The 22858-nt window shown below is 62.5% G+C and carries 17 protein-coding genes and 1 pseudogene; 1 reads left to right on the forward strand and 17 read right to left on the reverse strand.

Annotation, left to right across the window (positions count from 1 at the left end):
• Window positions 1-34 precede the first annotated feature (34 nt).
• The 17 genes and pseudogenes from mdoH to hutC form a co-directional block, all read right to left on the reverse strand.
• Window positions 35-2643: pseudogene (gene mdoH / locus OPU96_RS26045) on the reverse strand (glucans biosynthesis glucosyltransferase MdoH).
• Window positions 2636-4315 (reverse strand): glucan biosynthesis protein G, encoded by a 1680-nt coding sequence (locus OPU96_RS26050; protein ID WP_498559959.1) that lies wholly within the window; start codon window positions 4313-4315, stop codon window positions 2636-2638. The pseudogene mdoH and the gene OPU96_RS26050 overlap by 8 nt, the downstream one beginning before the upstream one ends.
• Before the next feature lie 324 nt (window positions 4316-4639).
• Window positions 4640-5077, reverse strand: a complete 438-nt coding sequence (gene dtd, locus OPU96_RS26055; protein WP_305391908.1) for a D-aminoacyl-tRNA deacylase — start codon at window positions 5075-5077, stop codon at window positions 4640-4642.
• The gene (pip, locus tag OPU96_RS26060; protein WP_192298376.1) at window positions 5074-6045 is read right to left on the reverse strand and encodes a prolyl aminopeptidase; all 972 of its coding nucleotides are present in this window, start codon (window positions 6043-6045) and stop codon (window positions 5074-5076) included. The genes dtd and pip overlap by 4 nt, the downstream gene beginning before the upstream one ends.
• A 103-nt stretch (window positions 6046-6148) precedes the next feature.
• Complete coding sequence (locus OPU96_RS26065; RefSeq protein WP_498559954.1) at window positions 6149-7084, reverse strand: alpha/beta hydrolase; 936 nt, start codon at window positions 7082-7084, stop codon at window positions 6149-6151.
• A gap of 67 nt (window positions 7085-7151) precedes the next feature.
• Window positions 7152-8087: a choline ABC transporter substrate-binding protein gene (locus OPU96_RS26070; protein WP_226455518.1), complete on the reverse strand. Its 936-nt coding sequence runs from the start codon at window positions 8085-8087 to the stop codon at window positions 7152-7154.
• A 198-nt stretch (window positions 8088-8285) separates the two neighbouring features.
• Complete coding sequence (gene hutG, locus OPU96_RS26075; protein WP_498559955.1) at window positions 8286-9086, reverse strand: N-formylglutamate deformylase; 801 nt, start codon at window positions 9084-9086, stop codon at window positions 8286-8288.
• 11 nt (window positions 9087-9097) lie between these two features.
• A complete protein-coding gene (gene hutI / locus OPU96_RS26080) occupies window positions 9098-10303 on the reverse strand; it encodes an imidazolonepropionase (protein WP_192298380.1) in 1206 nt (401 codons plus the stop codon).
• Window positions 10304-10410: 107 nt separating this feature from the next.
• The gene (hutH, locus tag OPU96_RS26085) at window positions 10411-11943 is read right to left on the reverse strand and encodes a histidine ammonia-lyase (RefSeq protein ID WP_192298381.1); all 1533 of its coding nucleotides are present in this window, start codon (window positions 11941-11943) and stop codon (window positions 10411-10413) included.
• Between the two features lie 23 nt (window positions 11944-11966).
• Window positions 11967-13475 carry a histidine ammonia-lyase gene (gene hutH / locus OPU96_RS26090; RefSeq protein WP_498559956.1) on the reverse strand — a complete coding sequence of 503 codons (1509 nt, stop codon included), beginning with the start codon at window positions 13473-13475 and terminating at the stop codon, window positions 11967-11969.
• 137 nt (window positions 13476-13612) lie between these two features.
• Entirely contained in the window at window positions 13613-14437 is an 825-nt protein-coding gene (locus OPU96_RS26095) for a quaternary amine ABC transporter ATP-binding protein (protein ID WP_192298383.1), read from the reverse strand.
• A complete protein-coding gene (locus OPU96_RS26100; protein ID WP_012721776.1) occupies window positions 14434-15285 on the reverse strand; it encodes an ABC transporter permease in 852 nt (283 codons plus the stop codon). The genes OPU96_RS26095 and OPU96_RS26100 overlap by 4 nt, the downstream gene beginning before the upstream one ends.
• A 72-nt stretch (window positions 15286-15357) precedes the next feature.
• Entirely contained in the window at window positions 15358-16323 is a 966-nt protein-coding gene (locus OPU96_RS26105; RefSeq protein ID WP_192298384.1) for an ABC transporter substrate-binding protein, read from the reverse strand.
• Window positions 16324-16392: 69 nt separating this feature from the next.
• Window positions 16393-17841, reverse strand: coding sequence for a purine-cytosine permease family protein (locus OPU96_RS26110; RefSeq protein ID WP_498559957.1), 1449 nt, complete (start codon window positions 17839-17841; stop codon window positions 16393-16395).
• 158 nt (window positions 17842-17999) lie between these two features.
• Window positions 18000-19670, reverse strand: a complete 1671-nt coding sequence (gene hutU, locus OPU96_RS26115) for a urocanate hydratase (protein WP_124525413.1) — start codon at window positions 19668-19670, stop codon at window positions 18000-18002.
• Between the two features lie 343 nt (window positions 19671-20013).
• The gene (locus OPU96_RS26120; protein WP_305391903.1) at window positions 20014-20574 is read right to left on the reverse strand and encodes a HutD/Ves family protein; all 561 of its coding nucleotides are present in this window, start codon (window positions 20572-20574) and stop codon (window positions 20014-20016) included.
• A complete protein-coding gene (hutC, locus tag OPU96_RS26125; RefSeq protein ID WP_370694901.1) occupies window positions 20571-21281 on the reverse strand; it encodes a histidine utilization transcriptional repressor HutC in 711 nt (236 codons plus the stop codon). Before hutC ends, OPU96_RS26120 begins: the two co-directional genes overlap by 4 nt.
• A 147-nt stretch (window positions 21282-21428) precedes the next feature.
• Between hutC and OPU96_RS26130 the strand changes: the two genes are divergently transcribed.
• The gene (locus tag OPU96_RS26130; RefSeq protein ID WP_498559958.1) at window positions 21429-22793 is read left to right on the forward strand and encodes a formimidoylglutamate deiminase; all 1365 of its coding nucleotides are present in this window, start codon (window positions 21429-21431) and stop codon (window positions 22791-22793) included.
• Window positions 22794-22858: the final 65 nt, after the last annotated feature.

A 22858-nucleotide genomic window follows, 5' to 3' on the forward strand; every position in this document is an offset into this window, starting at 1 on the left:
AGGAAGAAGCGCGAAACGCTGTAGGACCAGCGTTTCAAATGCCCCCGGAGTGAACCTCCGGGGGCGTCTGAATCAGGCCGGTTGGGCCTGGGAGACTTGCGGTTGCAGCGGCAGCAGTGGCGCGTGAGGATCGGACTTGATCGATTCACGCCAGGCCCCCAGCCATTCGGCGTGGCCTTCGCTCCAGACCTGCTCGTGCAGGCGGGCCAGGGCGACCGGGTCGCTGAGCAACGCCACACGTTCGCCGTTGTTGAGGCCGGCAGGGCCGACTTTCAACGCATGGCGCACACGCTCGGCACGCAGGTACTCGATCGGCTCCGCTTCGCGGTGACGCGAGGTGGCCAGGGCGCAGGCCAAGGCGTTCTGCTGCGGATCGACCACGGCACGCACGAAGCCGTCGTTCAGCGCATGCCAACGGTTTTCGTGGGTGTACTTCTCGGTCGACAACAGCGCCTGCGGCGGATTGTATTCCTCAGGGATCAGGAACAGGCTCTCGTCACGGGACTTGAGGCCCAGCTTGACCCGACTGGAGATGACCGACACCGGGATCGACAGCATCAGCGAGCCGACAATCGGCACCAGCCACCACAGGAAGCTCGGGTTCAGCCAGACCACCAGCAGGGCCCACAAGAAGCCCAGCACGGTTTGCGGACCGTGGCGCTTGACCGCTTCGCTCCATGGGGTGGAGTCATCGTCACGCTGCGGCGAGTTCCAGGTTGCCGCCCAGCCGAGGAACGCGGCCAGTACGAAACGGGTGTGGAAAATCATCCGCACCGGCGCCAGCAGCATGGAGAACAGCATCTCCAGCAGCATCGACACGGTCACCTTGAACTTGCCGCCGAACTCTTTCGCGCCCTTGGCCCAGATCAGGATGATGCTCAGCAGTTTCGGCAGGAACAGCAGCACGATGGTGGTCGAGAACAACGCCACCGCCTTGTCCGGATGCCATTGCGGCCACAGCGGGTACAACTGGCGCGGGGCCATGAAGTACTGCGGTTCCATCAGCGTGTTCACCGCCAACAGCGCGGTGGACAGCACCAGGAAGAAGAACCACAACGGCGCTGACAGGTACGACATCACGCCGGTCAGGAACACCGCGCGGTGCACCGGGTGCATGCCTTTGACCAGGAACAGGCGGAAGTTCATCAGGTTGCCGTGGCACCAGCGTCGGTCACGCTTGAGTTCGTCCAGCAGGTTCGGCGGCAGTTCTTCGTAGCTGCCCGGCAGATCGTAGGCAATCCACACGCCCCAGCCGGCACGGCGCATCAGCGCAGCTTCGACGAAGTCGTGGGAGAGGATCGCACCGGCAAACGCGCCTTTACCCGGCAACGGCGCCAGGGCGCAGTGCTCGATAAACGGCTGCATGCGGATGATCGCGTTGTGACCCCAGTAGTGGGATTCACCCAATTGCCAGAAGTGCAGGCCGGCGGTGAACAGCGGGCCGTACACACGGGTGGCGAACTGCTGCATGCGCGCATACAGGGTGTCCATGCCCGACGCACGCGGCGCGGTCTGGATAATCCCGGCATCCGGCGTGGCTTCCATCAGGCGCACCAGGCTGGTCAGGCACTCGCCGCTCATCACGCTGTCGGCGTCGAGAACGACCATGTACTTGTATTCACCGCCCCAGCGACGGCAGAAGTCGTCGAGGTTGCCGCTCTTGCGTTTGACGCGACGGCGACGGCGGCGATAGAAGATCTTGCCGAAACCACCGGCTTCACGGCACACGTCGAGCCAGGCTTGCTGTTCGGCGATGCAGATGTCGGCGTCGTTACTGTCGCTGAGCACAAAGAAGTCGAAACGGTCGAGGTCGCCAGTGGCGGCCACCGATTCGAAGGTAGCGCGCAGGCCGGCGAATACCCGGGGCACGTCTTCGTTACAGATCGGCATCACCAGCGCAGTGCGGGCGTCTTTCGGGATCGGCTCGTCACCGGCACTTTTACCGGAAATGCGGTATTTATCGTGACCGGTCAGCAGTTCCAGGAAGCCCATCAACGCGGTCCAGAAACCGGCCGAGACCCAGCAGAACAAGATCCCGAACATGATCAGGATGCTGGTTTGCAGGGCGTAAGGCAGTACCTGGGTGGCGGTTTGCAGCAGGGTCTGGTTGCGGATCTCGTCGAAGTCGACCAGCGACCAGCCCTGGTACGGCATGATGCCCTTCATGTACCAGCCGGCGACGATGGTCTGGCCGAGCATCAGCACCAACAGGATGTAACGACGGATCGAACCCACGGTACGCCAGCGCGCAGCCGGCAGCACACGCTCGTCTTTCGGCGGCTTCGGCGGGTTGGTGCGACCTGTCAGCCGGCGCCAACCGCGCACCAGGATGTTGGTGCGCCAAGGCTCCGGCACCACTTTGGTCCGACGGATCGGCGGCGTGGCTTTCAGGCACACGCGCCCTTCGGCATCGACCGTGAGCATTTCGGCGTCTTGCAGTTCTTCGGCACTGTTGAGGGTCAACCGGCGGCCGACCGACGCTTGGGCGGCGTCGGTTGGCGCGTCAAAGGTCGACGACGACAAGCGTTCGTGCAGTTCGCTGAAGGACTTGCAGCCCGCCAGTTCGGCGCGCTGCTCAGCGGTCATCGGGAGATGCGCCAGGTACTCTTGCAGAGTCTCTGGCGTGGCTTGGGAATTACTCATCGGCAGGCAACTGATAGCTCCAGGTCTCGGTCAGGACTTGTTCAGTCTTGGCCGGTTCCGGTGTGGCTGGGGCAGCTTCTGGCTGCTTGGCTTCCTTGTCTTTCGCGTCTTTCTTGGCTTGTTTCTCGTGTTGCTTGGCCAGCACTTTGTCGGCTTTGAGCACGTGGCTCGAATCCTTATCCGGCTCAGGCTTGACGATGTCCTGCACCAGGGCCGCACGCATCTCGGTCGGCTTGCCGGCGTCCTTGATCTTCAGGCGCAGGGTCAAGCGCCAGCCTTTGGTGTGCTCGTTGTAGCGCACGCTGTTTTCGACCACTTCGGCGTTGTCGCCAACACTGACCTGGCTGCGCACCGCGGCATCCGCAGGCAGGGCCTTGAGGGACGGGCCTTCGAAGTCCACCAGATAAGCCACGCTGCCATCCGGCTGACGGATCAGGTTGGACTGTTTCACATCACCAGTGGAACGCAGGGTCTGCTTGACCCAGGCGCTGTCGGCCGGGTGCAGGGATTTTTCGTCCATGGTCCAGTGCAGACGGTAGGCGACATCCAGCGGCTGGCCGACTTCCGGCAGTTTTTCCGGGCTCCAGAACGCAACGATGTTGTCGTTGGTTTCGTCGGCGGTCGGAATCTCAACCAGGTTGACGGTGCCCTTGCCCCAATCGCCTTCAGGCTCGATCCAGGCACTTGGGCGCTTGTCGTAGTTGTCGTCGAGGTCTTCGTAGTGGCTGAAATCGCGACCACGTTGCAGCAGGCCGAAACCTTTCGGGTTCTCGACGCTGAAGTTGCTCACCGACAGGTGTTTCGGGTTGTTCAGTGGGCGCCAGATCCACTCGCCGTTGCCGGCATGGATCGACAGACCGCTGGAATCATGCAGCTCACGACGGTAGTTGAGCACTTTGGACGGCTGGTTCGCGCCGAACAGGAACATGCTGGTCAACGGGGCAACGCCCAGCTTGCTGACCTTGTCGCGCAGGTACATCTGGGATTTCACGTCGACAATGGTGTCGGTGCCCGGACGCAGGGTCAGGCGATACGCGCCGGTGGCACGCGGGGAATCCAGCAGGGCAAAGATCACCAGCTGTTTTTCACCCGGCTTCGGACGTTCGATCCAGAACTCGGTGAACCGCGGGAATTCTTCACCGGACGGCAACGCAGTGTCGATCGCCATGCCACGGGCGGACAAGCCATAGGCCTGGCCCTTGCCGACGACGCGGAAGTAGCTCGCGCCCAGCATAGTCATGATTTCGTCTTGCTTGTCGGCCTTGTTGATCGGGTACAGCACACGGAAACCGGCATAACCCAGCTGTTCGGTGGCTTTTGGATCAAGCTTCATGTCGCCGAAATCGAAACGCGTTGGGTCGTATTTGATTTCGTTGACGCTGTCGGCCGTGACTTCGTTGATTTTCACCGGTGTATCAAAGTGCATACCCTGGTGATAGAAGGACAGCTTGAACGGCGTGTTCTGGTCGGCCCACTCAGCTTTTTCGTTGCGGAAACGAATCTTCTGGTAATCGGCGAATTTCATTTCGCGGAATTCGTTCGGCAGATTGCTGCGCGGCGCTTCGTATTTCTGCCCGGCCAGCTCTTTAGCCTTGGCCGACACATCATCCAGACTGAATGCCCACAGTTGACCCGCGCCGAACAGGCAAAACAGGGCAGAGCCCGTCACCAGTGCGTTTCGTAACCGTTTGGCAGACAATTTTGGTGCATTACAGGGACTAACAATCACGAGCAACCCTCGCCGAAAACAGATCAAAAAACCAACGGCCAGCTATCTATATGCCAGGTTGGCGAGCATTGTTCCGACTCCCCTGGGTCAAAATGATTCCCCATTGGTGATCGGACAAGTCTCTACCTAAGTCAAAAATGGACCAAACAACGCTGATCCCCGTAGCGCGCGATTATCTAGTAGCCTGCGAGACAACGCATCAGGGGCGACCAAGTATTTGTAGTGAAATCCTGCGTTTTTAGGCATTAAAAGTCGTTTTTAATACATTCATGTCTGAAGCAGGAAGGTCACAGGGCCATCATTGACCAAATGCACCTGCATATCGGCGCCAAAACGCCCGGACCCCACCTTGCCATGCAATTGTTGCGCTTGTAACAGCAAATGTTCGAAAAGCGCCGCTCCCAGCGCCGGAGGGGCCGCCGTGGAGAAGCTCGGCCGCAGCCCGCTCTTGGTATCCGCCGCGAGAGTGAACTGCGACACCAGCAGCAAACCGCCGTCGATGTCCTTCAAGGACAAGTTCATCTTGCCCTCGTCGTCGCTGAACACCCGATAGTTAAGCAGCTTGTGCAGGAGTTTGTCGGCGCTCTCGGGCGTATCGCCCGGCTCGACGGCCACCAGCACCAGCAACCCCTGGTCGATGGCCCCGACGACCTCGCCTGCGACCTCGACCCGGGCGCCACGCACCCGTTGCAACAGGCCCTTCATGCTTCTTCAGGCGGCAAGTCAAGCAAACGGCGCGCCATCTCGCCAGTCGCCCGCACCAGCGCATCGGTGATTCCAGGCTCGGAGGCCGCATGGCCCGCCTCGCGAATCACCTGCAGCTCGCTGTTGGGCCAGGCCTGATGCAGCTCCCAGGCGTTATCCAGCGGGCAGATCATATCGTAGCGGCCGTGGATGATTACGCCAGGCAGGTGCGCGATCTTGTGCATGTCGCGGATCAGTTGGTTGGGCTCCAGGAAGGAGTTGTTGGTGAAGTAGTGGCACTCGATCCGCGCGATGGACAGCGCACGCTGCGGCTCGGAAAACCGCTCCACATGCTGCGGGCTCGGGCACAGGCCGAGCATGCGCCCTTCCCAACCGGACCAGGCCTTGGCCGCGTGCATCTGGGCGATCTGGTCGTTGCCGGTGAGGCGCTTGTGGTAGGCCGCGATCATGTCGTGGCGCTCATCGGCCGGGATCGGCGCGATGTAGTCCTGCCAGTAATCCGGAAACAAGCGGCTCGCGCCTTCCTGGTAGAACCAATGGATGTCTTGCGGGCGGGCAAGGAAAATCCCGCGCACGATCAGGCCAAGCACGCGCTCGGGGTGGGTTTGCGCATAGGCCAGGGCCAGGGTCGACCCCCAGGAGCCGCCGAACAGCACCCACTTGTCGATGCCCAGGTGTTCGCGGATGCGCTCAAGGTCGGCGACCAGGTCCCAGGTGGTGTTGTTTTCCAGGCTCGCGCGCGGCGTGGAACGCCCGCAGCCGCGCTGGTCGAAGGTGACGATGTGATAGAGGTTCGGGTCGAAATAGCAGCGGCTGTTGGCATCGCAACCCGCGCCAGGACCGCCGTGGATGAAGACGACGGGCAAACCTTCGGGGGAGCCACTTTCATCGACGTACAGAGTATGCGTGTCATCGACGGCCAGATCGTGCCGGGCGTAGGGTTTGATCTGCGGAAACCAAGTCTGCATTGCGCGCTCCGTAAGGGGTCGAGTTCATCCCTGGGGGGACGTCTATTATTTTGCCGTCTGGCACTATAAACCCGAATTGTGCAATGAGCATGTCCTTGCGCGCTTAGACCTGTGTCAGCCCTTCGCTCCTGAGGTAATGCAGCAGGTGAGTGTAGAGTTGATCCACCTCCGCCACCTGCCCACGCGCCCGCAGGCAACCGTGCACCAGGCCTTTGCCGGGATACAGGAGCGTGTTGACGCCTGCGGCCTGCAAGCGTTCGGCGTACAGCCTGCCGTCGTCGCGCAACGGGTCGAATTGGGCTACGGCGATGAAGGCCTTGGGTAAACCCCTGAATGTTTCGGCACGCAACGGCATGGCATAGGGTGAGGATTGTGCGCCGTCTGACAGATACAAGGCCAAGTAAGCGTCGGTATCAGCCGTACTCAGCAACGGCGCATCCGCGCAATCACGCCGGGACGGCAAATCCGCCGCCCCGCCCAACCCTGGGTAAATCAGCACTTGCGCCAATGGCAACGGCTGCCCGTGGTCGCGCAACCCCAGGCATAACGCCGCCGCCAGGTTGCCACCGGCACTGTCCCCCGCCACCACCAGACGCTGACGGTTGATGGCATACGGCCCCTGCCCCGCCTGGATCGCCTGCCACACGCTGCGGCAATCGTCGTACGCCGCCGGGAACGGGTATTCAGGGGCCAAGCGGTAGTCGATGGCGATCACCAGCACCTGGAGCGCACTGGCCAATTCGAAGCAGATGAAGTCGTGGGAATCCAAACCGCCGACGACCCAGCCGCCGCCGTGCATATAAAGAAGGCACGGCCAGCCGTCGGATGGGGTGGTTGGGGTGGGCAGGTAGCTGCGGATGCCGACGCCACCCAGATTGGAGTCCGCAACCGTCAGCCCCTGGGGCGGTGATGGGGTGAACGCCTGGCACATGCGGTTGTAGTTCTGGCGCAGGCCGGCCAGGGAGGTGTCGGTGCTGGTGAAAGATTCGGTCTTATCCACAAAGGCGAGCATTTGCGAAGAAATCGGGTAGTCGGCCATGCATCAGTCTCCCTGACACTTGAGAGCAAATGTGGGCGCAGGCAAGCCCGCTCCCACAGGGGGGGCCTCAGGGCTTGAGGCTGGCTTGTACGGCTGCCACGCCATCCTGGCCATCAAACGCCGTGACCCCAGCCAACCAACGCTGCACATCCTCGGGATGATCGCGCAGCCACTGCCTGGCCACATCCTGCGGCGATTGGCGCTCCATGATCGGCACCATCAACTGGCTTTCCTGGGCGGCGGTGAAGGTGAGGTTCTGCAACAGGCGATTGGCATTCGGGCAGCGCTCGGCGAAGTCCGGTGCGGTGACTGTGGACACCGTGGCGCGGCCTTCGTCGGGGCCGAATACGTCTTCACTGCCGGTGAGGTAGGCCATCTGCAGGTTGATGTTCATCGGGTGCGGGGTCCAACCGACAAAGACCACGAATTCCTTGCGATTCACCGCGCGCTGCACCGCCGCCAGCATGCCCGCCTCGCCGGAAGCGACCAGCTTGAAGCCGCCAAGGCCAAAGCGGTCGGTGTCGATCATTTTCTGGATGTCGGTGTTGGCGCCGCTGCCGGGCTCGATGCCGTAGATCTTGCCGCCCAGCTTGTCCTTGAAGCGGGAGATGTCGGCGAAGGTCTTCAGCCCGGCGTCCGCCACGTACTGCGGCACCGCCAGGGTGGCCTGGGCGTCGGCCAGGCTGGGGGTATCGAAGACCTTGACCTGCTTGGCCGCGAGGAACGGTGCGATATTGTTGTCCATCGCCGGTTTCCAGTAGCCGAGGAAAACATCCAGGCGCTTGTCGCGGATGCCGGCAAAGATGATCTGCTGTACGGCGCTGGTCTGCTTGCTGTCGTAGCCCAGGCCGTTGAGCAGCACATCGGCCATGCCGGAGGTGGCCACCACGTCGGTCCAGCTGACCACGCCCATGCGGATGGTTTTGCAGGAAGCCGGCTCGGCGGCCATGGCTTGCGCACTGAGCAGTGCGGCGCCGATCAAGCTCAACAAGGTTTTTTGCATGGGGGTGGTCTCACTCGGCTGTTGTTATTGCACAACCTTACCCAGTGAGACCTGGGTGAACACGAACTGGGGCGACGGGCAGTTGCACTGGGGCGACTGTAAGGCCGTCTTCGCGAGCAAGCCCGCTCCCACACTCGACCGCATTCTCATGCTGGAACTCGGTCAAATGTGGGAGCGGGCTTGCTCGCGAAGGCGATTTCAGCCGTAACGCCGTTTTCCCCAGCCTAAAAACGCCTCCAACAACTGCCTCAACACCACCCGCGTCGGCCCGGCCAGGTCCGCCCGATAACAAAACGGCTCCACCTCTTCCATATAAGTGCTCTGGCACAACTCCAACTGCACCGCATGAATGTCCTGCGCCGGGTTGCCGTAGTGACGGGTGATATGCCCCCCCTTGAAGCGCCCGTTCAGCACGTGGGTGTATTGCGGATGCTCGGCGCAGATGGCTTCCAGCTGGCTGGCCAGCGCGGGGTCGCAAGCGGCGCCGTTGAAGGTGCCGAGGTTGAAGTCCGGCAGCTTGCCGTCGAACAGGTGCGGGATCACCGAGCGGATCGAGTGGGCATCGAAGAGCAAGGCGTAGCCGAACTCGGCCTTGAGCCGCGCCAGTTCGTCTTGCAGGGTCTGGTGGTACGGGCCCCAGATCTGCTCGAGATAGGTGGCGCGCTCGGCCTTGCTCGGTTCCAGGCCTTCACGGAACAGCGGCACGCCGTCGAACAGCGTCGCCGGGTACAGCCCGGTGGTGGCACCGACGTACAGCGGCTTGTCGTCGGACGGGCGGTTCAGGTCGATCACAAAGCGCGAATATTCGGCAGCCAGGGTGCTGGCGCCGAGGTCCTCGGCAAAGTCATACAGCGTCGGGATATGCCAGTCAGTGTCCGGCAGGCTTTGCGCCTCGGGGATCAGCCCGGCCGCCACCGCAGGCGTCAGGCGCAGGCCGGCGTGGGGCATGCTGATCAGCAGCGGCACGCGGCCTCGTTTGAAGTTCAGAACCTTATCCACAGCATTGCTCCTTAGACGGTGACGTCGACGCCATGGCGCACGACGCGTTTATCCAGCTCGCCGCCCAGCCAGTAAGCCAGGTCGGCCGGGCGATCAATCTGCCAGGCGACAAAGTCGGCGACCTTGCCTACTTCCAACGAACCGTGGGTATCGCCCATGCCCAGGGCGGTGGCCGCGTGCTGGGTGACGCCGGCCAGGGCTTCTTCCGGGGTCATGCGGAACAGGGTGCAGGCCATGTTCAGCATCAGGCGCACCGACAACGCCGGCGAGGTGCCGGGGTTGAGGTCGCTGGCGATGGCGATCTTCACACCGTGTTTGCGCAGGGCATCCATCGGCGGCAATTGGGTCTCCCGGAGGAAGTAGAACGCGCCCGGCAGCAACACGGCGACGGTGCCGGCGGCGGCCATGGCGATGGCGTCTGCTTCGGTCATGAATTCCAGGTGATCCGCCGACAACGCCTGGTAACGCGCCGCCAGGCTGGAACCGTGCAGTGACGAGAGCTGCTCGGCATGCAGCTTGACCGGCAAGCCCAGTTGTTGCGCGACCTTGAACACGCGCTCCACCTGCTCGGTGGAAAACGCCAGGTATTCGCAGAACGCATCCACCGCGTCAACCAGCCCTTCCGCCGCCAGGGTCGGCAGCATTTCGCTGCAGATGTGCTCGATGTAGTCGTCGGCGCGGTCCTTGTACTCCGGCGGTAACGCATGGGCCGCCAGGCAGGTGGCACGCACGCTGACCGGCAGCGCCTCGCCGAGGCGACGGGCCACCCGCAGCATCTTGCGTTCATTGGCCAGGTCCAGGCCGTAGCCGGACTTGATCTCCACCGTGGTCACACCGTCGCGCAACAAACTGCGCAGGCGTTTGTGGCTGCTGTCGAACAGCTCATCTTCGCTGGCGGCACGGGTGGCGCGCACGGTGCTGGCAATACCGCCACCCTTGGCGGCGATCTCGGCGTAACTCACGCCTTCAAGGCGCTGCTCGAATTCGCCGCTGCGATTGCCGCCGAACACCGTGTGGGTGTGGCAGTCGATCAACCCGGGGGTCACCCAGGCGCCTTGCAGGTCATGGATAGCGCTGTAGTCCGCTGCGGGCACGTCGCTGCGTGGGCCGATCCATTCAATCAGCGATCCTGCCGTGACCAGAGCCCCATCCTCGATGATCGAGTATTTGCCGTGGGCCAGGGTCGCAATGTGGCAGTGTTGCCATAGCGTTTTCATCAACGCCTCCGTCAGTGGTCGGTGAAACTCATCCCTGTGGGAGCTGGCTTGCCATCGCCAGTGCTGCCGTGTTCACAGCCACGCTGGGGCTCGACAGCTCCCACACATTACAGGCTCGGCAGCAACTGGGCCGGCAGCAGCTCGTTGAGGCAGCGGCTGGCGAGCAGTTCGCTGGCGGCGATGATGTCCGGCGCGAAAAAGCGGTCCTTATCGTAGAACGCCACTTTGCTGCGCAGGATGCCACGCGCCTGTTCCAGCTTCGGCGAGGTTTTCAGGCCTTCGCGCAGGTCCAGGCCCTGGCATGCGGCCAACCACTCCACGGCCAGGATGCCACGGGTGTTCTCGGCCATTTCCCACAGACGCTTGCCGGCAGCCGGGGCCATGGATACGTGGTCTTCCTGGTTGGCGGAGGTCGGCAGGCTGTCGACGCTGTGGGGATGGGCCAGTGCCTTGTTTTCGCTGGCGAGTGCGGCGGCAGTCACCTGGGCGATCATGAAGCCGGAGTTGACCCCGCCATTGCCGACCAGGAACGGCGGCAGTTGGGACATGTGCTTGTCCATCATCAACGAGATGCGGCGCTCACTGAGGGAGCCGATTTCAGCGATGGCCAGCGCCATGTTATCGGCGGCCATGGCCACCGGCTCGGCGTGGAAGTTACCGCCGGAAATCACGTCGCCTTCGGCGGCGAACACCAGCGGGTTATCCGACACGGCATTGGCTTCCACCACGAGCACTTCGGCTGCCTGGCGCAACTGGGTCAGGCAGGCGCCCATGACTTGCGGCTGGCAGCGCAGGGAGTACGGGTCCTGGACCTTGTCGCAGTTCTGGTGCGACTGCGACACCTGGCTGCTTTCGCCCAGCAGGTCGCGATAGGCCGCGGCCGCATCGATCTGCCCCCGCTGGCCACGCGCCGCGTGGATACGTGGGTCGAACGGCGAGCGCGAACCCAGCACCGCTTCCACGGTAAGGCCGCCGCAGGCGAGTGCGCCGGCAAACAGGTCTTCGCCTTCGAACAGGCCGCGCAGGGCATACGCGGTAGACACCTGGGTGCCGTTGAGCAGCGCCAGGCCTTCTTTGGCGGCGAGGGTCAACGGGGTCAGACCGGCGACTTTGAGAGCGTCGCTGGCTTGCAGCCATTCGCCCTTGTAGCGCGCCTTGCCTTCGCCCAGCAGCACCAGGGACATGTGCGCCAACGGCGCCAGGTCGCCGGAAGCCCCCACCGAGCCTTTCAACGGAATGTGCGGATACACCTCGGCGTTGATCAGCGCGATCAACGCGTCGATCACCTGGCGACGAATCCCGGAGAAGCCCCGGCTGAGGCTGTTGACCTTGAGCACCATGACCAGCCGCACCAGCGCATCGCTGATCGGCTCGCCCACACCGGCGGCATGGGACAGCACCAGGGACCGCTGGAGGTTTTCCAGGTCTTCACTGGCGATACGGGTCGAGGCCAGCAGGCCGAAACCGGTGTTGATACCGTAGGCGGTGCGGTTCTCGGCGAGAATCTGCTCGACACACGCCACGCTGGCTTCGATCTGCGCCGAGGCGCTGTTATCCAGGCTGAGGGTCACCGGCTGCTGGTAGATGGCCCGCAGTTGGGCAAGGCTCAGTTGGCCGGGGATCAGGTTTAGCGCAGTCACATTCCTACTCCTTTGAATTGTTTTTAGTGCAAATCGGGTAATGCGGTGTCTTTGAGCAACTGGGCGGCAGCGGCAATATCCGGCGCCAGCCAGCGATCCTGCTCATAGGCCGGGACGACTTCACGCAGCAAGCGCCAGGCGCGGTCGGTGCCGGCGCCGAAGCGCCGGTCCTTGAGGAATTCAAACGCCTGGGCCGCCAGCAGGTACTCGATGGCAAGGATCTGGGTGACGTTGGCCAGCACCTGGTGCAGCTTGAGTGCGGCGTTGGTGCCCATGCTCAAGTGGTCTTCCTGCAGGCCCGAGGTGACGAAATTGTCGAGCACCGCCGGTTGCGCCAGCTGGCGGTTCTGCCCGCACAGGGACGCGGCGACGTACTGCACGATCATCATCCCGGAATTGACCCCGGGGTTGCTGACGAGAAACGCCGGCAAGCCGCTGACATGGGGGTTGATCAGGCGGTCCAGGCGACGCTCGGCCACCGAGCCGATCTCGGCCATAGCGATGGCGAGCATATCCGCCGCCAGCGCGACCGACTGACCGTGGGGGTTGGCCTGGGATACGACGCGGTAATTCTCCGGCGTGCCGAGCAGCAGCGGGTTGTCGGTGACACTGTTGAGTTCGGTTTCGATCTGGCGCGTGGCGTGCTCGACTTGATCGCGGGCGGCGCCGTGGATCTGCGGGATCGAGCGGATGCTCAACGCGTCCTGGGTGCGCAGGCCTTTGCTGCTGGCGATCACTTCACTGCCGTCGAGCAACGCGCGCAAATTGCTGCCGACGTGCTGCATGCCGGGGTGCGGCTTGAGGGCGATGATGTGCTCATCGAACGCGTCGATCTGGCCGCGCAGAGCCTCGAAACTCATGGCGCCGATGACGTCGGCCCATTGCAGTAAATGGTGCGCATCAGCCAGGGCCAGGCAACTCAGGCCGGTCATGCACGGCGTGCCGTTGACCAGGCACAGGCCGTCCTTGGCGCCCAGCACCACCGGCTGCAAGCCTTCGGCGCTCAGGGCCTGTTGCGCCGGAACGATCTGCCCGCGATAGCTCACCGTGCCGACGCCCAGCAGCGCCACGCCGACATGGGCCATATGGGTCAGGTAACCCACCGAACCCTGGGACGGCACTTGCGGCGTGATGCCGTGGTTGAGCAGTGCCAGCAACGCGTGCACCACCTGCGGGTGCAGGCCGGATTTGCCCTGGCTGTAATTGATGATGGCGGCGCAGATGATCGCGCGGGTCTGCTCGTCGCTGAGCACCGGGCCGACGCCGCAGGCGTGGCTGAGCAGGGTGTTGCGCGACAGCTGGCTGAGTTGCTCGCCAGCGAGCGAGACATTGCACAACGCGCCCAGGCCGGTGTTCACCCCGTAGGCACGCTCGCCGCTGGTGACGATGCGCTGCACGATGGCTTGGGCGTTGTCGATGCGTGCCCAGGCCTGGCCGGAGAGTTCGAGGACGGCGTTATGGCGGGCGACGGCGACCACGTCCTGCCAGTGCAATGGCGTATCCGCGATAGTGATTTTTGTTGGCTGGGACATCTTCATACCTTCGTTGATTCTTGTGCAGCGTTGCCGACGTCTTCGCGAGCAAGCCCGCTCCCACAGGGGGAATGCATTCCAAGTGTGGGAGCGGGCTTGCCCGCGAAGAGGCCAGCAGCCGCACCGCATTTCTTGGCTCAGACCACCGCCGCCCGCCGCTGAACAAATCGGTCCACATACTCATCCGCCGGCGAATGCAGGATCTCCCGTGGCGTGCCGACCTGGATCAGCCTGCCGTCCTTGAGGATCGCAATGCGGTTGCCGATGCGCACAGCCTCGTCAAGGTCGTGGGTGATAAACACGATGGTTTTGTGCAGGGTCTTTTGCAGCTCCAGCAACTGATCCTGCATCTCGGCGCGGATCAGCGGGTCGAGGGCGCTGAACGCTTCGTCCATCAGGATGATGTCGGTGTCGGCCGCCAATGCGCGGGCCAGGCCGACGCGCTGGCGCATGCCGCCGGAGAGCTGGTGCGGGTATTTGTTTTCATAGCCCTTCAGGCCCACGGTCTCGATCCAGTGCAGGGCGCGATCAACGCAGACCTGCTTGCTTTCGCCACGCACTTTCAGGCCGTAGGCAACGTTGTCGAGCACGCTCTTGTGGGGCAGCAGGCCGAAGCTCTGGAACACCATGCTGATCTTGTGGCGACGGAATTGACGCAGGGCGTCCATGTCCAGTTGCAGGATGTCTTCGCCGTCCACCAGGATCGCGCCGCTGGTGGGGTCGATCAGGCGGTTGAAGTGGCGCACCAGGGTGGATTTGCCGGAGCCCGACAGGCCCATGATCACGAAGATCTCGCCGGTGCCGATGCTCAGGGACAAGTCGTTCACGCCGACCACGCAGCCGGTTTCGGCCAGCACCTGGTCCTTGGTCTTGCCCTGGCTGATCAACGACAGCGCCTCCTTGTCACGGGCGCCGAAGATCTTGAAGACGTTTTTAACTTCGATTTTGCTGACAGTAGTCATTTGCTCGCCTCATGCCGTGGACGACCATAGGCCTGGGTAATTCGGTCGATGACCACTGCGAGAATCACGATCGCCAGGCCGGCTTCAAGGCCACGCCCGACGTTGAGGGTCTGGATGCCGACGAGTACGTCTTCACCCAAGCCACGGGCACCGATCATCGAGGCGATCACCACCATCGACAGGGCCATCATGGTGGTCTGGTTGATCCCGGCCATGATGCTTGGCAGCGCCAGCGGCAGTTGCACGCCGAACAGTTGCTGCCAGCGGTTGGCACCAAAAGCGTTGATGGCTTCCATGACTTCGCCGTCGACCTGGCGGATGCCCAGATCGGTCAGGCGGATCAGCGGTGGCGCGGCGTAGATCACCGTGGCGAAAATCGCCGGGACCTTGCCCAGGCCGAACAGCATCAGTACCGGGATCAAGTACACGAAGCTGGGCATGGTCTGCATGATGTCCAGCAGTGGCATCAGCACCGAACGCAGGCGATTGCTGCGTGCCGAGAGGATGCCCAGCGGAATGCCGATCAGCACCGAGATCACCGTGGCGACCATCATCAGCGCGAGGGTCTGCATCAGCTTGTCCCACAGGCCGACCGCCCCCACCAGAAACAGCAAACCGACGATCACCGCCGTGGTCACGACCTTGCGCGTGGCATGCCAGGCGACAGCGCCGACGATGGCCAGCATCAGCCACCAGGGCGCCGCGCGCAGCAGCCCTTCCAGGTTGACGATGGCCCACAACAGGGTGTCGGAGATGTGCCGGAACACATCGCCGTAGTTGGTGACCAGTGAGTCCACCCAACCGTTGACCCAGTCGGCGATGGAAAACGTAAAACTCTCAGGAAACATAGCGTGCTCTCGATCCAATGGGTTGTAGCCAGGCGCCCGGCTGACCTCTCAGGGTAGCCGGGCACGCTTGACCTACAAGGCCGCGTCGATTTTCTTGGCTGCGTCTTCACTCACCCAGGCGTGCCAGACTTCAGGATGTTCCTTGAGGAAGATCTTCGCCAGTTTCGGCGACTCAATTCGTTCCTTGGCCATGCGCCCCAGGTTCTGGTTCAGCAGGTCGATTGGCAGGTTGACCTTTTCCAGCACGGCCACCAGTTCCGGGGCCTGCTCGTGGAAGGTCTTGGACAGGCCGACCTTGATGCTCACGCTTTTATCCACGCCGGGTTTTTCTTCCAGCTTGACCAGATCGACCTGGCCCATCAGCGGCGTTGGCGACCAGTAGTAGAACAGGATCGGCTCGCCACGCTTGTAGCTCGACAACACCGCCGCATCCAGCGCCGGGCCGGTACCTGGGCGGAAGTTGGTGTAGGTGCTTTCCAGGCCGTAGCTCTTGAGCATTTCGCTGTTGTCCAGCTCACAGGTCCAACCGGCCGGGCAGTTGTAGAAACGGCCTTTGGACGGTTCTTCCTGGTCCTTGAACACGGCGGCGTACTTGGCCAGGTCGGCGATGTTTTTCAGGCCCGGGGCCTTGGCTTCCAGCTTGCGCTTGGCGTCGCCTTCAATCACGTAGCGCGGCACGTACCAGCCTTCGATAGCCCCCACAACCGGGGCGCCGACGCCGACGACTTTGCCGGCCTTCTCGGCCTTGTTCCAGACTTCGCTGCGGCCCACCCATTCTTCGGCAAACACTTGGATGTCGTTGCTGCTCAGGGCGTTTTCCATGGTGATGGAGTTGCCTGGCAGGCTGTCGGTTTTGCAGTCGTAGCCTTTTTCCAGCACGGTTTGCAGGATGTCGGTTAGCAACATGCCACTTTCCCAGTTCAGCCCGGCGAACTTCACCGGCTTGCCAGACTCGCACCAGCCGGCTGCCTGGGCACCGGCTGATGCCAGCACGCCAGCAGAGAACAAGGTGGCCAACAGGGTCTTATGCATTTTCATTGTTGTGACGCTCCCAATCTTGAAATGGATTACGGCAGTCAGTAGGCATCCAGCCATGTCCACGTCCCATCAGGCTTGTGCAACCAGCCCGTTTGTCGTCGTTGGTGCAGCGCCCTGCTCTACCGGCAGGATCAATTGATCGGGCACGCTGCCGTGCCATTTTTTCGCACACACGTAATACAGGGCGGCGGGCAGTACCAGGCCGATGATCCAGGAAATATCCACGTCACCCAGGGCGGCCACCAGGGGGCCGGTGTAGAACTTGGTGGAGATGAACGGCAACTGCACCAGCACACCGAACACATAGACGCTGATACCCAGCAGGTTCCAGCGACCGTAGCGGCCATTGGGGTCGGCCAGCGACGGCACGTCATAGCGCTCGCGGGTGATGCAGTAGTAGTCCACCAGGTTGATCGCGCTCCAGGGCGTGAAGAACGCCAGCAGGAACAAGATGAACGACTTGAACGCGCCGAGGAACGAGTGCTGGCCGAGCAGTGCGATCAGGGTCGCCGTACCCACGATGGCCAGCACAAACACCAGGCGCTGCAGGCGCGTGACCTCCAGGCGACCACGAAAGCCGCTGATGATGGTCGCGATGCACATGAAGCTGCCGTAGGAGTTCAGCGTGGAGATGGTCACCTTGCCGAACGCGATGCTGAAGTACAACAGCGCAGCCGTGGCACCCGTGCCGCTCAAGCCGACAATGTAGGCCACTTCATGCCCGGCGAACTGGCCGTTGGACATGGCGGCGGCAAACACGCCGAGGATCATCGCCACCTGGGCGCCGATCACCGAACCTGCGCCAGCGGCGAGGAAGGTTTTCACCGACGACGTGCGGCTTGGCAGGTAACGCGAGTAGTCCGCCACGTAAGGGCCGAAGGCGATTTGCCAGGACGCCGCGAGCGACACCGCGAGCAAAAAGCTGCTCCAGCTGAAGTGACGGATTTGCAGGAGTGCACCCACGTCCGTCTGGCCCATCAGGCGGCTGAACAGATAAACAAAGGCGATCACCCCAATGACGCTGGCGACGCGGCCGATGAAGTGAATCACCCGGTAACCGAGCACCGTGACCAGCACGATGACACTGGCGAAGATCAGGATGCCGACGCTGTCGCTGACGCCAAACAACTGGCCCAGCGCCTGGCCGGACAGCACGGTGCCGGTGGCGGTGAACCCGAGGTACATCAGGCACACCAGCACAATCGGAATCGCCGCGCCGTACACCCCGAACTGCACCCGGCTGGAGATCATCTGCGGCAGGCCCAACTTGGGCCCTTGCGCCGCATGCAAAGCCATCACGCCACCGCCGATCAGTTGGCCGATCAACAGACCGATCAACGACCAGAACACATCACCGCCCAGCACCACGGCCAGGGCCCCGGTGACAATCGCGGTGATCTGCAGGTTGGCCCCCATCCACAGGGTGAATTGGCTGAACAGACGACCGTGTCTTTCCGCTTCCGGGATGTAGTCGATCGAACGTTTCTCGATCAACGGGGTGGTGTCATTTGCAGCCATGTCGGTTCAACCTCTGGTGGATTGTTATCTAGATCAGCGCAGATCAAATGTGGGAGCGGGCTTGCTCGCGAATACGGTGGGTCGGCTACAGATGCATTGACTGAAAGTCCGCTTTCGCGAGCAAGCCCGCTCCCACAAAAGCCCGCTCCCACATTGGGTTACTTGATCATCGGAAGATTGAGGCCCTGCTCTTTGGCGCAGTCGATCGCGATCTGGTAACCGGCATCGGCGTGACGCATCACTCCGGTCGCCGGGTCGTTGTGCAGCACGCGGGCAATCCGCTCGGCCGCTTCGTCGGTGCCGTCGCAGACGATCACCATGCCGGAGTGCTGGGAGAAGCCCATGCCCACACCGCCGCCGTGGTGCAGCGAAACCCAGGTCGCGCCGCTGGCGGTATTGAGCAAGGCGTTGAGCAGTGGCCAGTCGGACACAGCGTCGGAACCGTCCTGCATGGCTTCGGTTTCACGGTTCGGGCTGGACACCGAGCCGGAGTCGAGGTGGTCACGGCCGATCACCACCGGCGCCGACAGCTCGCCGCTGCGTACCATTTCGTTGAACGCCAGGCCGAGCTTGGCGCGCTGGCCCAGGCCAACCCAGCAGATGCGCGCCGGCAGCCCCTGGAAGCTGATGCGCTCGCGGGCCATGTCCAGCCAGTTGTGCAGGTGGGCGTCGTCGGGGATCAGCTCTTTGACTTTGGCGTCGGTCTTGTAGATGTCCTGCGGGTCGCCGGACAGGGCCGCCCAGCGGAACGGACCGATGCCACGGCAGAACAGTGGGCGGATGTAGGCCGGGACGAAGCCAGGGAAGTCGAAGGCATTTTCCACGCCTTCTTCCTGGGCCATCTGACGGATATTGTTGCCGTAGTCGAAGGTCGGAATGCCTTGTTTCTGGAAGTCCAGCATGGCTTTGACATGCACGGCCATCGACTGTTTGGCGGCCTTGATCACGGCGGCCGGTTCGGTCTTGGCGCGGGCGCGGTATTCGTCCCAGGTCCAGCCGGCGGGCAGGTAGCCGTTGAGTGGGTCGTGGGCGCTGGTCTGGTCGGTGACCATATCCGGGCGTACGCCGCGCTTGACCAGTTCCGGCAGGATTTCGGCGGCATTGCCCAGCAGCGCGATGGAGATCGCCTTGCCTTCCTTGGTGTATTTGGCAATGCGCGCCAGGGCGTCATCGAGGTCGGTGGCTTGCTCGTCGACGTAGCGGCTGGCCAGGCGGAAATCGATGCTGACCTGCTGGCACTCGATGTTCAGCGAGCACGCGCCGGCCAGGGTAGCCGCCAGCGGTTGTGCACCGCCCATGCCACCGAGGCCGGCGGTGAGCACCCAGCGGCCGGTCAGGTCGCTGTTGTAATGCTGGCGCCCGGCCTCGACGAAGGTTTCGTAGGTGCCCTGGACGATGCCCTGGCTGCCGATGTAGATCCAGCTGCCGGCGGTCATCTGGCCGTACATGGCCAGGCCCTTGGCATCCAGTTCGTTGAAGTGTTCCCAGCTGGCCCAGTGCGGCACCAGGTTGGAGTTGGCGATCAGTACGCGCGGGGCGTTGCTGTGGGTCTTGAACACGCCGACCGGCTTGCCGGATTGCACCAGCAGGGTTTCGTCGTCGTTCAGGTTGGTGAGGCTTTCGACGATCTGGTCGTAGCACTCCCAGTTGCGCGCCGCACGGCCAATGCCACCGTACACCACCAGTTCTTTCGGGTTCTCGGCCACTTGTGGGTCGAGGTTGTTCATCAGCATGCGCAGCGGCGCTTCAGTCAGCCAGCTTTTGGCGGTGAGCTTGTTACCGTGGGCGGCGCGGATTTCTACGTCACGGTATTTAGTAGGCTTGGTCACAACAAGAACTCCTCAGCGATCGATGCGCATACCTGATTGGTGCGAAGCGGACTCTTACGCACACATCTTTACTTGTACATACAAGCATATGCAATCGAGCGGCCAACTTGCTGAGGGAGCTGTTGAGAATTTTTTGGAAAGAGCGTGCGAGCCTTGGAAATTAAGGCTTCCGCGTTGGATGAAATTTCTTATGGGGGAGTTTTGTGGCGGGGGATAGTTGTCTTGCCCGCATGGCCTTGCGCCATGCTGGGGCGTTCGGTAACAAGTTGGTGCGCCGGTTGGAAACAGATCGAATGAACAGCGGGAAACAAATGTGGGAGCTGGCTTGCCAGCTCCCACACTTTTAACCGCGTGCGGTCAGTTCGATGATGCAGCTGCGGCCGCTGACGGCGATGTCCAGCAGGCCGGCGTTACCGTCGATTTGCAGGCAATCGTGATGGCCTAGCTTGTGATCCAGCACCTTCACTTCATCAGCGACACTGAACACCAGCACCGTCTGCGCCGTGCTGAAAAACCGCTGCTCGCCGTCGATCCACTGCAACCGCGCGTGATAACGCTGTGGCGAATAGATCAGGTTGAAATCGCGGATCGGCCCGGTGATCAGGCGGCATGACACCTGGCTGTCACCCTTGAACGCAAACGCCTGCAGCGGCAACAAGCCACGCTGCTCCTCGCCATCGACGGTCAACACCATGCCAGCGCCCTGGATCACGGTGATCACGCGCTGGTAACCGGCGAAGGTGGAAAAGCCGCCCGACTCGCCAATATCGGCAATCGACAGGCGCCAGCCAAAACCGTCCAGGCCCTGGCCCGCATCACGGGTGATTTCTTCGGTGCTGCCGCCGCCGTTCTTCCACGGCATGCGCACGTAATCGGCGGCGCGCCAGACTTTGACTGCAGTCATTTGCTGAAACGTCCTTCGAGACTGTGGCGCGAGCCGGGGTGGATCAAACGTGCGGCGGTCACCGGCTGGCGGCCCGACCAGGTGCGGCGACGAATCAACAGGCAGGGTTCGCCGGGTTCGATTTGCAGCAACTTGCACTCGGAGGCGTCGGCAAGGATCGCCTCGACCACATGCTCGCCTTCGGTCAACGGTGCGACCTGGTTCAGATAGGCGTAGGGGGTTTGTTGGGTGAAATCCTGTTGCAGGTATTCCGGCGCGACCAGGGCATTGACGAAACGGTCTTCGATTTGCACCGGAATATCGTTTTCGAAGTGCACGATCAACGAGTGGAACACCCGCCCGCCTTCGCGCATTTCCAGGGCAACGGCGCGCTCGGAACCGGCGGCCTCTTCGCCCAGGTGGATGACCTGGCAGGTGTGCCGGTGACCGCGGGAGGCGATCTCGTCGGCAATGTTGTGCACTTCAAACAGCGCTGACTGGCTCTTGGGTTCGGCGACAAACGTACCGACGCCTTGCATTCGCACCAGCAACCCTTCGGCGGTGAGCTCACGCAGGGCGCGGTTGATGGTCATGCGGCTGAAGCCCAGCTCGCTGACCAGTTCGCTCTCCGACGGCACGCGGTAATGGGGCGGCCAATTGCCGTTGAGGATCTGCTGGCTGATCATCTGTTTGACGCGGGCATACAAGGGCGCCGGACTTTCGTCCATGTGGGCAGCCAGCGAAGAGTTGGCGGGCGGAGTCGGCACAGGGAATCCTTGCAGGTGGAAAAGATGCATAGATTGCCGGAGTTTACCGAGCAGGCAAACGTCTGTATATGTATATACAAATAAACACACGACCGGGGTGCTCTGATCATGTCCGCTTTCTTTGCCGAACGCGCACTGCTGCCTAATGGATGGGCCAATGATGTACGTCTTGAAGTCAGCGCCGATGGCCTGCTGACAAAGGTTGCGGCCAATGCCAACGCAGACGGCGCCGAACGGCTGAGAGGCCCGGTTTTGGCGGGCATGCCGAACCTGCACTCCCACGCTTTCCAACGTGCGATGGCCGGTTTGGCCGAAGTGGCGGGCAACCCGAACGACAGTTTCTGGACCTGGCGCGAGCTGATGTACCGCATGGTCGGCAAGATCAGCCCAGAGCAATTGCAGGTGATCGCGCGCCAGCTGTATATCGAAATGCTCAAGGCCGGCTACACCTCGGTGGCCGAATTCCACTACGTGCACCATGACGTCAACGGCCAGCCGTATGCCGACCGTACCGAGTTGTCACGCCAGATCAGCCAGGCGGCGGCCAGCAGCGGCATCGGCCTGACGTTGCTGCCGGTGCTCTATACCCACTCCGGGTTTGGCGGCCAGGCACCGAATGAGGGCCAGCGACGGTTTATCAACAGCACTGAAAGCTATCTGGATCTGCAAGCGCGCCTGCAGCCCATCCTCGCCGCGCAACCGGCGCAGCAGTTGGGGCTGTGTTTCCACTCGCTGCGCGCGGTCACGCCGTCACAAATCAGCGCAGTGCTGAGCGCCAGCGACAAAGCCTGCCCGGTGCATATCCACATCGCCGAGCAACAGAAGGAAGTCGACGACTGCCTGGCCTGGAGCGGCAAGCGCCCGCTGCAATGGCTGTACGACAATGTTGCAGTGGATGAACGCTGGTGCCTGGTGCATGCCACTCATGCCGATGCGGATGAAGTCGCGCGCATGGCCAAGAGCCGGGCGATTGCCGGGCTGTGCCTGACCACTGAGGCGAACCTGGGTGACGGGATCTTCCCGGCGGTAGACTTTCTCGCGCAAGGCGGGCGCATGGGGATTGGTTCCGACAGCCATGTGTCGTTGAGCGTGGTGGAGGAATTGCGTTGGCTGGAATACGGCCAGCGCCTGCGGGATCAGCGGCGCAACCGTTTGTATCGCAGCGATCAACCGATGGTGGGCCGCACGCTGTTTGATGCGGCACTGGACGGCGGCGCACAGGCGCTGGGCCAACCGATTGGTCGATTGGAGGTGGGTAGGCGCGCGGATTGGCTGGTGCTGGACGGCAATGATCCGTACCTGGCGACGGCGAGCGACGATGGCATTCTCAATCGCTGGTTGTTTGCCGGTGGGGATCGGCAGGTGCGGGATGTGCTGGTGAACGGTAAGTGGGTGGTGCGGGAGGGTCGGCACGCTGACGAAGAAGACAGCAATCGCGCATTCACCCAAGTACTGAAGGACCTGCTCGGTTAAAAAATGTGGGAGCGGGCTTGCTCGCGAAAGCGGTGGGTCAGACAAAATATCTGCGTCTGATACAC

The sequence above is a fragment of the Pseudomonas sp. RP-B7 genome, from assembly GCF_059803535.1.

Coding starts and splice junctions, on each gene's coding strand:
- OPU96_RS26130 (WP_498559958.1), top strand. CDS start 21,429: ATGTCCGCTTTCTTTGCCGAACGCGCACTGCTGCCTAATGGATGGGCC.
- OPU96_RS26100 (WP_012721776.1), bottom strand. CDS start 15,285: ATGTTTCCTGAGAGTTTTACGTTTTCCATCGCCGACTGGGTCAACGGT.
- OPU96_RS26120 (WP_305391903.1), bottom strand. CDS start 20,574: ATGACTGCAGTCAAAGTCTGGCGCGCCGCCGATTACGTGCGCATGCCG.
- OPU96_RS26070 (WP_226455518.1), bottom strand. CDS start 8,087: ATGCAAAAAACCTTGTTGAGCTTGATCGGCGCCGCACTGCTCAGTGCG.
- OPU96_RS26105 (WP_192298384.1), bottom strand. CDS start 16,323: ATGAAAATGCATAAGACCCTGTTGGCCACCTTGTTCTCTGCTGGCGTG.
- dtd (WP_305391908.1), bottom strand. CDS start 5,077: ATGAAGGGCCTGTTGCAACGGGTGCGTGGCGCCCGGGTCGAGGTCGCA.
- hutI (WP_192298380.1), bottom strand. CDS start 10,303: ATGAAAACGCTATGGCAACACTGCCACATTGCGACCCTGGCCCACGGC.
- pip (WP_192298376.1), bottom strand. CDS start 6,045: ATGCAGACTTGGTTTCCGCAGATCAAACCCTACGCCCGGCACGATCTG.
- OPU96_RS26110 (WP_498559957.1), bottom strand. CDS start 17,841: ATGGCTGCAAATGACACCACCCCGTTGATCGAGAAACGTTCGATCGAC.
- OPU96_RS26095 (WP_192298383.1), bottom strand. CDS start 14,437: ATGACTACTGTCAGCAAAATCGAAGTTAAAAACGTCTTCAAGATCTTC.
- hutC (WP_370694901.1), bottom strand. CDS start 21,281: ATGGACGAAAGTCCGGCGCCCTTGTATGCCCGCGTCAAACAGATGATC.
- hutH (WP_498559956.1), bottom strand. CDS start 13,475: ATGTCCCAGCCAACAAAAATCACTATCGCGGATACGCCATTGCACTGG.
- OPU96_RS26065 (WP_498559954.1), bottom strand. CDS start 7,084: ATGGCCGACTACCCGATTTCTTCGCAAATGCTCGCCTTTGTGGATAAG.